We start from the raw sequence: 14960 nt of genomic DNA, 5'->3' as shown, positions 1-14960 counted from the left end.
AATTGCTCATGATGGATGCGCTGCTGTCCGGCATGGACCAACTGTTTACGCTCTCGACCATGATCGCCATGCTGCTGGGTGTCATCGCCGGCGTCATCGCCTCGGCGATTCCTGGCTTCACCATCACCATGGCCATCGTGCTGACCCTGCCGCTGACCTTCACCATGGACCCGCTGCAGGGCGTGGCCACCATGCTGGCGGTCTATGTCGGCGGTTATACCGGCGGCCTGATCTCCGCCGCGCTGCTCGGCATCCCCGGCACGCCGTCGTCGGTGGCGACCACCTTCGACGCCTTCCCGATGGCGCGCAAGGGCGAGCCTGGCCGCGCCCTGGCGCTGGGTATCTGGGCCTCCTTCTTCGGCGCGCTGGTCAGCGTGGTGGTGCTGATCATCGCCGCCCCGCCGCTGGCGCTGATCGCCGTCAAGCTGGGCGCCTGGGAGTACTTCTCGCTGATCATCTTCGCCATGACGGTGGTCGCAAGCCTGGTCGGCAAGTCCATGCTCAAGGGCCTGATGACCGGCCTGCTGGGACTGTTCATTGCCACCGTCGGCTCCGACCCGATGATGGGGGTGGCCCGTTTCACCTTCGACTCGGACCTGCTCGCCAACGGTTTCCCCTTTCTGGTGGTGCTGATCGGTATCTTCGCCGTCAGCCAGCTGCTGTCCGAGGTGGAAGACGCCGAGGGCGTCAAGCACGGCAAGGCGCTGATGCCCGACGACGTCAACTTCAACCCCATGGCGGCGCTGAAGGAAACCTTAAGCTATCCGGTCAACCTGGTGCGCTCTTCCCTGGTCGGGGTGTTCATCGGTGCCGTGCCCGGCGCCGGCGGCAGCATTGCCAACCTGCTGGCCTATGACCAGGCCAAGCGCGCCTCGAAGACCCCGGAGGCCTTCGGCACCGGGACGCCGGAAGGGGTGATCGCCTCGGAGTCCGGCAACTCGGCCACCTCCGGTGGCGGCCTGATTCCGATGATCGCCCTCGGCATCCCCGGCAGTGCAGTGGACGCGGTGCTGATGGCCTCGCTGATGGTCCACGGCATCGGCGTGGGGCCGCGCCTGATCATGGATCACGGAGATCTGGTCTATGGCATGTTCATGGCGATGCTGGTGGCCGCGCTGATGGTACTGGTGGTGTGTCTGTTCAGCATGCGCTGGTTTCTGCGCGTCACCGAGGTGCCCAAGTCGATCATCGTGCCGGTGGTCCTGGTGTGCTGCGTGATCGGCGCCTTCGCGCTGAACAACCGGGTCACCGACGTCTACCTGCTGCTCGGCGTCGGCGTCTTCGGCTATGTGCTCAGCAAGCTGGACTACCCGCTGGCACCGCTGGTACTGGGCGTGATTCTCGGCCCCATCGCCGAGACCAACCTGCGCCGCGCGCTGATGTCCGACGAGAACTGGATGCTGTTCTTCACCCGTCCGATCTCGCTTGGCCTGCTGTTGCTGGCGGCACTGTCGATCGTGCTGGCGGTACGCCACCACCGTCGCGCCAAGCGCCTGCAGGCGGCCTGACGGCCTGGGTGCCAATCACCCGACAGACCATCGACGGGGCCCTGGTGGCCCCGTCGACGGTCACCATAACGATAACCCCTCCCCCTTCTTCCCTGACGATAAGGTTCCCCATGCGCTCAATCTCCCAGCGTCTGCTGTCCCCCCTGGCCATCGCCTGCGCGACGATGCTGACGATGCCCGCCGCCTTCGCCGACGAGGCTCGCCAGGTGCGTATCGCCGTCGACGTGCCTTATCCACCTTTCGAATACCGCGACGCCAACGGCGAACTCGCGGGCTTCGAGATCGATCTGGGTAACGAGTTGTGCAAACGCGCCGAACTGGACTGCGAGTGGATCGTCCAGGGCTGGGACGGCATCATCCCCGGCCTGCTGGCACGCAAGTACGACGCCATCCTGTCGTCGATGCGCATCACCGAAGCCCGTGAACGCCAGGTTCGCTTCAGCGAGCCCTACGCCATGTCGCCCAAGGTCTGGGTGGCCCGTCGCGGCGAGGCCGTCGACCCGGAAGACCTGGCAAGCCTCGAGGGCATGACCGTCGGCGTCCAGCGCGGTACCACCCAGGACACCTACATCACCGGGCGCTATCGCGACACCCTCGATATCCGCCGCTACGCCACCGCCGACGAGGTCGCCCTCGACATGGAAAGCGGTCGCCTGGACCTGGCCTTCATCAACTACCCGGTGGCCATCGAGGCGCTGGATATCAAGGCCGAGGACGGCGACTTCACCCAGGTCGGCGAGCGTATCAATTCGCCTGAATCGATCTTCGGGCGCGGCAACGCCATCGCCGTGCGCCCCCGCGACGAAGCCCTGGCAGAGACCTTCAACCAGGCTCTAAACGAGGTCTACGCCGACGGCACCTTCCAGCGCCTGATGGAGCAGTACTTCGACTACGATCTGCGCCCCGCCAGCCGCCTGTAACCGGCATGGCAATCACAAGGGCCCGCCTGAGCATGGCGGGCCCTTGTCGTTTCCTTCGTGGTTTCCCTTGTAGCTTCCCTCGATGCTTTCCTTGATGCTTCCCACGTTGTTCTGACCGGCGTCGGCTCAGCTTTCCGCCTCACCTCGCTTTTCGCCGTCGCTTTTATTACCGCTTTCGTTGCTGTTTTCCGGGCCGCTGTCAGGGCCGGCCTCGTCTCCGTCGACACTAGCACCGCCGCCGTTATCACTCGCTTTGCGGGCGTACTGCGCCAGCAACCACCTGACGCCTCTCTCCCACGCCCAGGTGGGTAAAAGCCAGTGCAGGAAGATCAATATCCTGGCGTCCCGAGGCCGCGCGTAGCGTCGACGCGGGCGACTGGCGGTCAGGGCATGGACCACCGCCTCGGCGATCATCTCGGGGGTGCCGGCCCGGGAGTGATCGGCGAGGATCTCGGCCATGCCGCGCTTGATCCGCGCATAGGGCGCCTCGGGAGGGTTCTCGCACAAGGGCTTGCGGGCAATCGCCGCCCATTCGCTGCGAATCACCCCGGGCTGGATCAGGCTGACGGACAGGCCAAAGGGGCGCGTCTCGACCCTAAGGGCATCACTCAGCGCTTCCAACGCGTACTTGGTGGCGTGGTACCAGCCACCCACCGGAAACCAGATACGTCCGGCCATGGAGCCGATATTGACGATGCGACCGCGCCGTCGACGTCGCATGCCGGGCAAGACCTCCCGGGTCAACGCCATCAGCCCGAACACGTTGACCTCGAACTGACGCCTGGCCTCCTCGATCGGGACTTCCTCCAGCACGCCATAGCTGCCGTAGCCGGCGTTGTTGACCAACCCATCGAGCTCGACGCCGTCGCGCTCGATACGTGTCAGCACCGCGGCAATGCTGTCGGCGTCGGTGATATCCAGCGCCAGCACCCGGGCGCCCTTATCAGCCAGGTGGCTCATGCGCTCGACCCTACGCGCGCCTGCATAGACGATAAACCCCTGCTCGAGCAGCGCGGTGACGATCGCCTCGCCGATCCCTGACGACGCCCCTGTCACCAGCACGCACCTTTCAGTCCCTTGATGGTTCAACGGCCAAGCTCCCTATTTCATGGATTCGGTTACCACGCTAGCGCGTTTGAATTCGAAGATGGCACTCACCTTTCGAGGTAGGTGCTCGATCTTGTGCTCTTTTAGCCCCGACCATGGTGAAGAGGCACAGGCCTCGGAGAGAAGGCACAGACTCGAGCTTTCATCACGTTATGCTCAAACATGCTTGGACAATCCAGGGGGGCTTCTTATCGGGTAACGCTGATCTAGAGTATGAAGTGCCTTTGAAGCGACTGGCCTCGGCCCTCGGCCGGCCACCGTCTCCCATGTCAGCACCGCCGTTGACACTCGTGCCTGCACCACCGCCATCACGACCGTGCTCATCGGCGCCAGCGCTATCGATAACCATCCCAGGAGCCGCCATGCCCATCCGCACGATCAACGCCCTTGCCCTGTCGCTCGCCCTTGCCATCCCGCCGCTTGCCGTCACACCACTTGCGGCCTTTGCCGACGAGATGCCAGGCCGCCAGTTTGCTGATGTAGGAGACTTTCGCGTCGCCTATCGCGAGTGGGGTGAGCCTGGTGACCCGGCGGTCATGCTGATCCATGGCATTCCGCTCAACAGCGTGCTGTTCTCCCGGGTGGGCCCGCTGCTGGCGGAACAGGGCTATCACGTCTTCGCGCCCGGCCAACTCGGGCTCAGCTACACCGACGGCCCCATGGATGCCGACCACTCGCTCAAGGGCCAGGCCGAAATCATGACCGACTTCGCCAATCAGGTCATGCCCGGCCCCTACATCCTGTTCGGCCACGACCTGGGAGGCGGCATCGCCCAGATCATGGTGACCGATCCCGAGCTCAAGGAGCAGAACCAGGTCCGCAAGATCGTGATCGGCAACTCCGCCGTGCTCGACATGTGGCCGGTCCCTGAGGCCAACGCCGCCATCGCCAAGGCCAAGTCCGCCGAGGCCAGCCAGATCTTCAGTGCCGACAACGTCCGCGAGATCGTCAAGAACTTCGCCTCGGCAGGTCTCATGCAGCCGGAGGAGACCCTGACCGACGAGATCCTCGAGGACCTCTACGGCAACTATGCCGAGAACGAGTCGACCCGCAACCATTTCATCGAGTACCTCAAGGCCATGGATAACCGCCTCACCCTTGAGGCCTCACCTCAGATGGTGATGTGGAACAAGCCTGCGATGCTGCTGTGGGGCGTGCATGACCCCTTCCAGCCGCCCTACGTCTCCGGCGTGGCGCTGGCCCGCATCATGCCCCACGCCACCTGGGAATATCTGGACGCCAGCCACTTCTATCCGCTGGAGCGCCCACAGGAGGTGGTCGACGCCTTCGTTGCGTGGGACCAGCAGTAGGAGGTTCCGCCCTTGTCAGCGCTGCTCGCCGGAAGACCCGACCTTGGGTCCTGAACGGCGACGGCGTTCACCATGCCGATCACGCGCCCGCTTGATGCGGGCGCGTGCTGTTTCGCCAGCCGCTTTAATTCCCCTGGCGGTAAGCGAGCCCTCGCTCTCTCGTGGCGGGCGCCAACCTGAGGCATAGTGGACGCTCGATAGATTTCTTTCGCATCCATCATCTGCCCCTGGTCGACTCGCCTGTACTGGCTACCTGGGGCCCTGCAACGGAGGTCAGACATGGCTCGCATCCACGACGACAATGCCCAGGCAATCGGCAACACCCCGCTGGTGCGGCTGAACCGGGTCAATGAAGGCGCCACGATCTGGGCCAAGATCGAGGGGCGCAATCCGGCCTACAGCGTCAAGTGCCGGATCGGTGCGGCGATGATCTGGGATGCCGAGGAACGCGGCGTGCTCAAGCCGGGCATGACCATCATCGAGCCCACCAGCGGCAATACCGGCATCGCCCTGGCCTTCGTTGCCGCCGCCAAGGGCTACCCGCTGACCCTGACCATGCCGGCCTCCATGAGCCTGGAGCGGCGCAAGGTACTGAAGGCCCTGGGCGCCGAACTGGTGCTGACCGAACCGGCCAAGGGCATGCCCGGCGCCATCGCCAAGGCCGAAGAGATGGCCAAGTCCGATCCGTCGACCTACTTCCTGCCCCAGCAGTTCTCCAACCCGGCCAACCCGCGCATCCACGAGACCACCACCGGCCCCGAGATCTGGAACGATACCGACGGCGAGGTCGATGTCTTCGTAGCCGGCGTCGGCACCGGGGGCACCCTGACCGGGGTCTCGCGCTACATCAAGAAGACCCAGGGCAAGGCGATCACCACCGTGGCGGTGGAGCCCACCGACTCCCCCATCCTGACCCAGGCCAGGGAAGGCAAGGAACTCAAGCCCGCTCCCCACAAGATCCAGGGCATCGGTGCCGGCTTCGTGCCGGACAATCTGGACATGGATCTGGTCGATCGCGTCGAGACGGTCACCAACGAGGACGCCATGGCCATGGCCCATCGACTGATGCGTGAGGAAGGCATCCTCTGCGGCATTTCCTGCGGGGCAGCGGTCGAGGCTGCGGTGCGTGTCAGCAAGCTGCCTGAGTTCGCCGGCAAGAATATCGTGGTGGTACTGCCAGACAGCGCTGAGCGCTATTTGAGCTCGGCGCTGTTCGCTGACCTGTTCACCGAGCAGGAACTAAACCAGTAACGTCGCCCAGACGGTCAACAGGCGAGCCGGCCCGTGCCGGCTCGCCTGTCATTTCGATCCCGCCTTTCATCGCTGCCGCTGGAGAGGCGAGTCGCGCAGCCTCCTGCGGCATCTCAGGTATTGAGCACCACGCCACCGTTGAGGTGCAGCGTCTGGCCACTCATGTAGGACGACTCTTCGCTGGCCAGATAGACATAGGCGGGCCCCATCTCGCTGGGTTGGCCTGCCCGATTCATCGGCACCTGACCACCGAACTCGGCGACCTTTTGTTCGTCGAAGCTCGCCGGGATCAACGGCGTCCATACCGGCCCCGGCGCCACTGCGTTGACGCGAATCTCGCGATCCATCAGGGTCGCCGCCAGCGAACGTACCAGTGCCTGCACCGCCCCCTTGGTCGCGGTGTAGTCGAGCAGGGTGTCATTGCCCTTGAAGGCATTGATCGAGGAGGTAGCGATGATGGTATCGCCGGCGTCGAGGTGGGGCACCGCCGCCTTGGACAGATAGAAGTGGCTGTAGACATTGGTGCGGAAGGTCCGCTCCAGCTGCGCATCATCCACCTCGGTAATATCGGACCAGTCATACTGTTCGGCGGCGTTGTTGACCAGGATATTGAGCCGTCCAAAGCGCTCGATGGTGCTGGCCACGGCCTGACGACAGAAGTCGGCATCACCGACGTCCCCCTTGAGCACCAGGCACTCACCGCCTTCCTTCTCGACCATCTGGCGGGTGGTCTCGGCGTCCTGATCTTCTTCCAGATGCACGATGGCGCAGTGCGCGCCCTCACGGGCATAGTGCACCGCCACGGAGCGACCGATACCGCTGTCGCCGCCGCTGATCAGCGCCACCTTGCCGTCCAGCTTGCCGCTGCCACGGTAGCTGTCACGGATCACCTCCGGCTCGGGCTGCATGGCCGACTCGCTGCCGGGCTGACGATGCTGTTGCTGAGGGGGTTGCTGTGTAGACATGGATCCACTCCTTCGGCTCATCGACATGGCGAACGTCATGGCCCCCGCCACCACGGGCATCCCTGGGGGCCGGCGGTACGCAACTGGCATCTACGGCAGAAGCCATTCTCTGCACGTGATGTGAAGGTTGTGTACCACTTTTGTACAGATTGGGATAGTCAGCGACTGACTTCAAGGGCCAAGCAACGACTCTCTCCTTTGCACCGTCAAGCATCTCGACCTCTCGCCGCCTTCATGTCGCTCACACTGGTCCATAGGCGCTTCGTGCCGACGTGCCCCCTATCCCCATGGCTTGAAAAGGAACACCCATGCCCCATCGCACTCCTCCCAGCGTCAGTCGCCAACGCAACAAGGTGGTCAGTGCCGAGGAGTCGGTACAGCTGATCCGTGACGGCGACAGCCTTGCCACCGGCGGCTTCGTCGGGGTGGCCTTTCCCGAGGCACTGGCGGTAGCGCTGGAGCAACGCTTCGTGGAGTCCGGCCATCCTCGTGATCTGACGCTGATCTACGCCGCCGGCCAGGGCGACGGCAAGGGCCGTGGCGTCGATCACTTCGGTCACCCTGGACTACTAAAGCGCGTCATCGGAGGCCACTGGGGGCTGGTACCCCGCTTGCAGAAGCTGGCCATCGACAACCAGATCGAGGCCTACAACCTGCCACAGGGCGTGATCTCCCATCTATTTCGCGACACCGCCGCCGGCAAGCCGGGCACCCTGACCAAGGTGGGGCTCGATACCTTTGTCGACCCACGTCAGGGGGGCGGCAAGATCAACGAGCGCACCACCGAGGATCGCGTGCGGCTGATGCCCATCGATGGCGAGGAGTACCTGTTCTACCAGGCTCAGCCGATTCAGGTCGCGCTATTACGCGGGACCACCGCCGACGCCGACGGCAACGTGACGATGGAGCGTGAGGCGCTATTTCTGGAGATGCAGGCCATTGCCATGGCGGTGCACAACTCCGGAGGCATCGTCATCGTCCAGGTCGAGAGTCTGGCCGAACGAGGCACCCTCAAGGCCAAGGACGTGAAGATCCCCGGCGTGCTGGTCGACGCCGTGGTGCTGGCACAGCCCGAGCATCACTGGCAGACCTTCGCCACCCAGTTCAGTCGTGCCTTCGCCGGCGAACTGAAGGCGCCGATGAATGACATCGCCAGCCTCTCGCTGACCGAGCGCAAGGTCATCGCTCGCCGCGCCGCCTTCGAGCTTCGGCCCAACAGCATCGTCAATCTGGGCATCGGCATGCCCGAGGGCATCGCCAACGTGGCCAATGAGGAAGGGCTACTGGAGTACCTGACGCTGACCGCCGAGCCCGGCGTCATCGGCGGTCTGCCGGCGGGCGGGCTCGACTTCGGCGCCGCCATCAATACCCAGGCGATCATCGACCAGCCAAGCCAGTTCGACTTCTACGATGGCGGCGGCCTGGACATCGCCTTTCTCGGTCTCGCCCAGGTCGACCAGGAGGGCAGCGTCAACGTCAGCCGTTTCGGCCCCAGGCTTGCCGGCGCCGGCGGCTTTATCAACATCAGTCAGAACGCCAAACGGCTGGTGTTCGTCGGCACCTTCACCGCCGGTGCCCAGCTGTCCATCGACTCTGGAAGACTGAAGATCGACGCCGACGGCAGCCAGCGCAAGTTTGTCGAGCGCGTAGAGCACCGCACCTTCAGCGGCCCCCTGGCGGCGAAGCGCGGCCAGCCGGTGCTCTACGTCACCGAGCGCTGCGTGTTCGAACTGCGTGCGCAAGGGCTGACGCTGATCGAGATCGCCCCGGGGGTGGAACTGGAGCGCGACATCCTGGCGCTGATGGACTTTCGGCCACACATCGACGAGCCCCTTGCCACCATGGATCCCCGCCTGTTCGACAGCGCCTCCATGGACCTGCTCGAGACCCTGCTGGAGCGCCCGATCGCCGAGCGCTTGAGCGTCGATCTCGACACCCACCAGTTCTTCATCAACTTCGAGGGACTGGCGGTCAACGACGATGACACCATCGCCACCATCGAGAGGGAGGTAGAACGCCTGCTTGAGCCCCTGGGCCGTCCCGTCTATGCCATCGTCAACTACGACAACTTCACCATCGCGCCGCACCTGGTCGAGCGCTACACCGAAATGATCTGCGGATTGTCCGAGCGCTTCTACGAGCGCGTCACTCGCTACACCACCAGTGCCTTCCTGCGCCTCAAGCTCGGCGACGCGCTGGAGCGCCGTGCCGATGCACCGCACATCTACGAAAACCGCAAGGACGCCCTGAGCCACCTGCTCGACGAGCAGCAAGACAGCTGACCATTCTGCGACCATATGGCTGTCTGATGGCTCTCCATGAAAAAGGCGCTGGAGTTCCCTCCAGCGCCTTTTGTGCAAGCGGCTTGAAAAACGTCTGCCTTCAGCCGGCTTCCCGATCCTGCATGTCTTGCAGATACTCTTCAGCGAGGTTGGCCTTGGTGGCATCGTCAAAGGCGCGTCCGGCGAGCTGAAACACCTCCTGCTCTTCCTCGTCGAGGTGATGAGTGACCAGATGCTGCAGCTTCTTGGCGCTGGCAAGCCAGCCCGGTGAACTGTAGTCGGTCGTCTCGAGCGCCTCGATCAGCTCATCGATCTCGTGGTGCTCGGCCACGCTGTGCCGCGCCTTCTCCTGGGTCATGTCATGCTCCATCATCGGCATGTACAGGGCCCGCTCTTCTGCGCCAGCGTGGTTCTCGAGCTCCTCCTTGACGCGCTTGAACAGCTCATCGCGCCCGTCACTGTCGCCTTCGGTCTCCACCAGCAGTTCCAGCAGGCGGCGCTGCTTGTCGTGGCTCTCACGCAGGGCTTCAAAGATGGTCACGGATCTCTTCCTCCTTGTCGAAGCGAAGCCAGGATCGCGCCGTCGACGGCGTCTGTTCCATGGCGATGTCACGGCTCTTCCATATACCAAACTTGTACGAGGATGGTTTTATTGTTCAAGATCCGCAACCCGAAGCCGACGATCGCCTAAGTCTACCGAGTCTTTTGCCCAATTCTGCTCCACTCCTGCTGGGCTTTACTCCCAGGCCAGACGGCTACGGGAAGAAAGCTTGCTCAGTGAACCCGCGAGAGCGCTTTGCGAACGCTTGAGGACGCTAGCCAGTCGGACTCGTCCAGGAGACGCCAGGTAGCGACCGCCAGCACTGGGACGAACGTCATTTTCGGGCGGACCCAATTGGCAGATTCTTGCTCGGTACGTGCCAAATCGTGCGGCTTCGGGAACACCTCGAGTCGCACCGACAGGTTGGCGGTTAGCATCCGACAGAGGCTGTGTCGACTGACCACAAACTCTGAGGTCAGCCGCCCTGAGTCGGCAATCCCGGCTACAGTGTGTGGGCAGCAAGGAGCGGGGGGAGGGGACGATGGTAGCTTGCCCAGTCACTCGGAAGCTGCGTTACTGTACATGGACACGCAATAGCGGGAGGGCACCCTGCCTTGAGAGCCAGCATTCGACTTGCCGTCATGGCCTCATGCATCGTGCTTTCTGCCCGAGCCGCCGACTCCCCTCCTCTGACGTCAGGACAGACCCTCTACCAGCAGGGAACCCACGGCGAGTCGACTCATACCTCCTGTGCAAGCTGCCACGGTGTCGATGGCCTGGGGATCGATGGCACTGCACCTGCTGTCCATTGGACGGCATTGACCAGCGAAGACCACCAGCCTGGCTATGATCGAACGAGTCTGCTGAAGGCACTGAGTCAGGGCATCGCTCCCGATCAACGCCGACTGTCTGCGCAGATGCCACGTTATGCACTGGACGACGACGTTCTGGACTCGCTGATCGACCACCTGCAACAGCTCTCGGCGGCGACGGACACCGGCATCGAACCCACACGAGTGCTGGTGGGCATCTCCGGAAATTCGGACCTGGATATCGGCTTCAGCGCGGCCATTGCTACCTTCAATAGCCAGGGCGGCGCTTTTGGTCGACGTATCGAGGTGACGACGCGGCCTGACGTGTTGACGACCCTGACCGAGATCGACGACCGGCTGGAAGAGCGCTTGCAGACGGCCTGCCTGGTGGCCGCCGTCAGGGAAGTGCGCAATACCAGCGCACAGCGCGTGGGCCTGCTCGGCCGCCATGGCGATGAATTTCGCTTTCGGCTGATGACCATGAGTCTTCCGCTCTCGGCGGCAGCCGATGTGACCCTGGTCGCGAGCGACAATATTGTCGACGAACTGGAAAATGGTGAACTGCTGGACACCCCCAGAACCCTGGTCGGTTGTCTGGATCATCTCGGCGAACACGCCGCTGCCCTGGCAGAAGCCGGCCATGAGGTTATCCTCGCCATACCGCACCAGGACGCCCTGAGCTGGGCCGCCCTCCACGATCAGGGGCCCGAAGCCCTGCGTGGCTACGCCCTTGGCGCCCTGCTCGGAGAAGCCCTGGCCGCAGCGGGGGCCGATCTGACACCGGAGCGATTGAACAAGGCACTCGAGAGCATTGCTCTGACGGCCCAGACCGTCTATCTGGAACCTCGCTTCACCCCGAGGTATCTGCTCAGCCCGCCGTGATCAGACGCGCCGTCAGATACATGCCCAGGGCAAAGACGATATGGCCCACCACGTTGTTCATGCGGGCGAGGCTCGGGTTGGGAGCGCCCGAGCAGGCAACCCCCACTCCCATGCCAGGCTGCAGGATGAACCAGCCCGCGCCTACCGTCACCAGGCCCACTACCAAGGCCGGGCCAAAGGTCGGTGCCAACGCCCAGCCATCTCCCCACACCAACAACAGCGCCAAGGCAAAGCTCACGCCCACGACGTAGTGCATGATCCAGCCGATGGCGAGCTCCCCGCCGATCGCAGGCGAGGAAGCGATCCCCTGCCGATGGACCAGTCTCCCCTTGGGCAAGCCCGAAAACCAGCGGCCGACCAGATGCCAGGGTGGCAGTGGTTGCCCTATCGACTTGTTCAACAGCCAATTCCACAGATCAAGCAGCGCCGTCCCGCCGACACCGATCACCAGGGCAAGACCAAGCGTATCGAACATCCCTTTCTCCTGACACTGGACTCCATCAATCGCCCTGGAGCCGAAGGCATAAGCGCCCGTCACACGATCGGCGTCACCACCGACGCGCGCAGGCCAAGCTGAAAAATACAGGCAAGACGATCGCCCTGCCGAGATAGCGTCGACCTGCCCCACCTTCTTCATGCTGCTTCAAGCAAGCCTCAGCGCCTGATCGAGATCCTCGAGCAGGTCTTCCACGTCCTCGAGCCCTATCGACAATCTCAACATGCTGTCCGTAATACCTCTGCGCTGGCGTTCCTCGTCGCTCAAGTCCACGTGGGTGGTCGTGCGGGGCTGAGTCACCAGACTTTCGGCGCCACCCAGGCTTGGTGCCAAGGCAAACCAGCGAAGCGATTCCGCGATCTTCTCCGTCAACGAAAGGTCCGCCTCCAGTTCGAGCGTCAGCATGCCACCGAACCCACGCATCTGCCGCCTGGCCACCTCGTGCCCGGGGTGACTCGCCAGGCCAGGATAGTGGACACGACGTACCGCCGCATGCGATTGCAGCGTTTCGGCGATCGTCTGGGCCGAACGGTTGTGCTGCGCCACTCGAACCGACAGGGTCTTGAGGCTTCGCGACAACATTGACGCTGTCTGCGGCGATGGTGCGCTGCCCAGCGACTGACGCCACCAATCGATAGACTCCAGCAACGCCCGAGAGCCCATCACCGCCCCCGCGGTGAGATCACTGTGCCCTCCCAGATACTTGGTGGCACTGTGCACTACCAGATCCGCGCCGAGTGGCAGCGGCAACTGATTGACCGGCGTAGCAAAGGTATTGTCCACCACCACCAGTGCGCCATGGGTGTGCGCCTGCCTCGCCAGCTTTTCAATATCGGTGATGGCAAGGGTCGGGTTGCTCGGTGTCTCCACGAAGACCAGACCAACGCCCTCGCGTAGCCTCCGCTCGAGAGCGTCGCCTTCATCGTCCAACACCAGGTCGACGGGATAACCGAGGCTTGGCAATCCCTTCGCCATCAGCCCCAGAGTGCCACCGTAGATCTCACCGTAGCCCACCACCCCTTTTTTACCGTGGGCCAGCAGCAAGGCGCTGATGGCCCCCATCCCTGCACTGAAACTCAGGGCGGCCTCGGCGCCCTCCAGTCCTGCCAACACGTCCTCGAGGGCGTACAACGTCGGATTCATGCCATAGCGCGAATAGAATCCTCCACGCTTCTTCCCTTCTCCGACCTCTCGCAGAGAGGCCGTATCATCGAAGGCGAAGGTCGTGGTGTCGTAGATCGGCATATGGGGACTGCCGAAGGGATCACGCTGTTGCTGGCCATGGATGGTGCGCGTCGCCAGTCCATAGCGGTCGAGACGGGGCATGCTGCCTCCTTTGTGAGCTTGCAAGCCAATCACCGTCTGACCAACCTAGCGTGAAAGCAGACACTTCACCAGAGACGCATGCCCAAGCGCCCGCCGCAGGGATATTCATGGACTCCGCTCTCGGAGGCCGTTCTCAGCAGCCGTCACCGCGCTTAAAAGGCGTTGAGTGGGATCTTGAGGTAGCGACGACCGTTGGACTCTGCCTTGGGCAAACGTCCTCCAAGGATATTCACCTGGAGTGATGGCAGCATCAGCGCAGGCATCGGCAAGTCCTGGTCGCGTCCATTGCGCATGGCGATGTAACCGGCCTCGTGCTGACCCTGGAGATGGATGTTGTCACGGCGCTGCTCAGCCACCGTGCTCTCCCACCGGGGCTCCCGGCCTCCAGGGCGATAGTCGTGCCCGGTAAATATGCGGGTATCTTCCGGCAAGGCAAGCAGATCCTGTATCGACTGCCACAAGGCCTGGGCGTCGCCACCGGGGAAGTCTGCCCGGGCCGTGCCGAAGTCGGGCTGAAACAGGGTGTCGTGGACGAAGGCAGCATCACCGACGCGGTAGGTCACCGACGCCAGGGTATGCCCGGGAGAGAACATCACCTCGACCTCGAGACTACCGATGGAGAAGCGATCCCCCTCGGCCCACAGCCTGTCCCACTGACTACCGTCGCAGGCCAACTCCGGCCAATGATAGATATCCTTCCACAGCGCCTGTACCTCGGTGATCTTCTGCCCAATCGCCGTCGGCGCCCCCGTCTGCTGCTTGAGATACTGCGCCGCCGACAGATGATCGGCATGGGGATGGGTATCCAGCACCCACTCGACTTTGAGGCCGTGCTCCTTCACGTAGCCAAGCAGTTCATCCGCGCTGGCGGTGGACGTCGCACCGGAGGCCGCATCGAAATCAAGCACCGGATCGATGATGGCACACCGTCTGGTATCGGGGTCCGTGACCACGTACTGGACGCTCGATGTCGCGGTATCGAAGAACCCCGTCACCTGTGGCCGTCCCTCGGAATGACGAATTCGTTGCATCTGGCACCTCCTTCGCTCTGTGTACGATGAATATGCCATTTCGATCTTTCTTTAGCACCTTTGTTCCATCCAGAGCAGCATTCCGCATGGGAAGCAGAAACGAAAGAAGCCCAACTCCTCTCGGAATTGGGCTTCTTCTAAATAAATGCCTGACGGACGGGCCGGCCTATCGTTCTGCAGTCCAGGCCACCTCTTTTCCCCAGAAGACTCTCGGATGACGCCACCAAGATAACAATGTTTCTCGCATGGGGGTGAGTCACCCCGAGCTTTTGCGGCAACGCCGCAAGGGGAGACGAACGACGCGAGCCTGCGAGCGGCCGGACCGCACGCAGTGCGGCCCCACATATAAAAAGCGGGGTCTGCCCCATGCAAGCGAAAAAGCCCAACTTCTCTCGGAATTGGGCTTCTTCTGAATAAATGCCTGACGATGACCTACTCTCGCATGGGGAGACCCCACACTACCATCGGCGCTGAGCGGTTTCACTTCTGAGTTCGGCAAGGGATCAGGTGGTTCCCACTCGCTATGGTC

The 14960-nt window shown here is 63.1% G+C and carries 12 protein-coding genes and 1 rRNA gene; 6 read left to right on the top strand and 7 right to left on the bottom strand.

Annotated elements, in window-relative coordinates; genetic code table 11:
* The first annotated feature begins 8 nt into the window (after positions 1 to 8).
* Positions 9 to 1508, top strand: coding sequence for a tripartite tricarboxylate transporter permease (locus tag KUW00_RS13040; protein WP_249743023.1), 1500 nt, complete (start codon positions 9 to 11; stop codon positions 1506 to 1508).
* Between the two features lie 110 nt (positions 1509 to 1618).
* Positions 1619 to 2428 (top strand): transporter substrate-binding domain-containing protein, encoded by an 810-nt coding sequence (locus KUW00_RS13035; RefSeq protein ID WP_222569253.1) that lies wholly within the window; start codon positions 1619 to 1621, stop codon positions 2426 to 2428.
* 126 nt (positions 2429 to 2554) lie between these two features.
* Here KUW00_RS13035 and KUW00_RS13030 read toward each other — a convergent pair whose 3' ends face one another.
* Positions 2555 to 3490, bottom strand: a complete 936-nt coding sequence (locus KUW00_RS13030) for an oxidoreductase (protein ID WP_222569252.1) — start codon at positions 3488 to 3490, stop codon at positions 2555 to 2557.
* A gap of 407 nt (positions 3491 to 3897) precedes the next feature.
* On the opposite strand from KUW00_RS13030, the gene KUW00_RS13025 reads away from it, so the two are divergent.
* Both KUW00_RS13025 and cysK read left to right on the top strand, forming a co-directional pair.
* Entirely contained in the window at positions 3898 to 4845 is a 948-nt protein-coding gene (locus tag KUW00_RS13025) for an alpha/beta fold hydrolase (RefSeq protein ID WP_185696413.1), read from the top strand.
* 279 nt (positions 4846 to 5124) lie between these two features.
* The gene (gene cysK, locus KUW00_RS13020) at positions 5125 to 6096 is read left to right on the top strand and encodes a cysteine synthase A (protein ID WP_045993341.1); all 972 of its coding nucleotides are present in this window, start codon (positions 5125 to 5127) and stop codon (positions 6094 to 6096) included.
* A gap of 113 nt (positions 6097 to 6209) precedes the next feature.
* Here cysK and KUW00_RS13015 read toward each other — a convergent pair whose 3' ends face one another.
* On the bottom strand, positions 6210 to 7061 hold the full coding sequence (locus KUW00_RS13015) for an SDR family oxidoreductase (protein ID WP_045993342.1): 852 nt from the start codon (positions 7059 to 7061) through the stop codon (positions 6210 to 6212).
* Between the two features lie 308 nt (positions 7062 to 7369).
* Here KUW00_RS13015 and KUW00_RS13010 point away from each other — a divergent pair, with 308 nt between their 5' ends.
* Positions 7370 to 9343, top strand: coding sequence for an acyl CoA:acetate/3-ketoacid CoA transferase (locus tag KUW00_RS13010; protein ID WP_222569251.1), 1974 nt, complete (start codon positions 7370 to 7372; stop codon positions 9341 to 9343).
* A 100-nt stretch (positions 9344 to 9443) separates the two neighbouring features.
* Here KUW00_RS13010 and KUW00_RS13005 read toward each other — a convergent pair whose 3' ends face one another.
* On the bottom strand, positions 9444 to 9884 hold the full coding sequence (locus tag KUW00_RS13005) for a hemerythrin domain-containing protein (RefSeq protein WP_108447580.1): 441 nt from the start codon (positions 9882 to 9884) through the stop codon (positions 9444 to 9446).
* Positions 9885 to 10525: 641 nt separating this feature from the next.
* On the opposite strand from KUW00_RS13005, the gene KUW00_RS13000 reads away from it, so the two are divergent.
* Positions 10526 to 11578 (top strand): c-type cytochrome, encoded by a 1053-nt coding sequence (locus tag KUW00_RS13000; RefSeq protein ID WP_222569250.1) that lies wholly within the window; start codon positions 10526 to 10528, stop codon positions 11576 to 11578.
* On the opposite strand, the gene KUW00_RS12995 is transcribed toward KUW00_RS13000, so the two are convergent.
* The 4 genes from KUW00_RS12995 to rrf form a co-directional block, all read right to left on the bottom strand.
* Positions 11565 to 12053 carry a DUF2938 family protein gene (locus tag KUW00_RS12995; RefSeq protein ID WP_222569249.1) on the bottom strand — a complete coding sequence of 163 codons (489 nt, stop codon included), beginning with the start codon at positions 12051 to 12053 and terminating at the stop codon, positions 11565 to 11567. The genes KUW00_RS13000 and KUW00_RS12995 overlap by 14 nt on opposite strands.
* A gap of 168 nt (positions 12054 to 12221) precedes the next feature.
* On the bottom strand, positions 12222 to 13400 hold the full coding sequence (locus KUW00_RS12990) for a trans-sulfuration enzyme family protein (protein ID WP_222569248.1): 1179 nt from the start codon (positions 13398 to 13400) through the stop codon (positions 12222 to 12224).
* Positions 13401 to 13552: 152 nt separating this feature from the next.
* Positions 13553 to 14431 carry an MBL fold metallo-hydrolase gene (locus KUW00_RS12985; protein ID WP_222569247.1) on the bottom strand — a complete coding sequence of 293 codons (879 nt, stop codon included), beginning with the start codon at positions 14429 to 14431 and terminating at the stop codon, positions 13553 to 13555.
* Between the two features lie 419 nt (positions 14432 to 14850).
* Positions 14851 to 14960: ribosomal RNA gene (rrf, locus tag KUW00_RS12980) — 5S ribosomal RNA — on the bottom strand; the annotation flags it as partial.

Source organism: Halomonas sp. DP5N14-9, from assembly GCF_019802175.1.
Lineage (GTDB): Bacteria > Pseudomonadota > Gammaproteobacteria > Pseudomonadales > Halomonadaceae > Halomonas > Halomonas litopenaei.
Note: the sequence above shows the minus strand (reverse complement) of the source record. Positions and strands in the feature narration are given on the sequence as shown.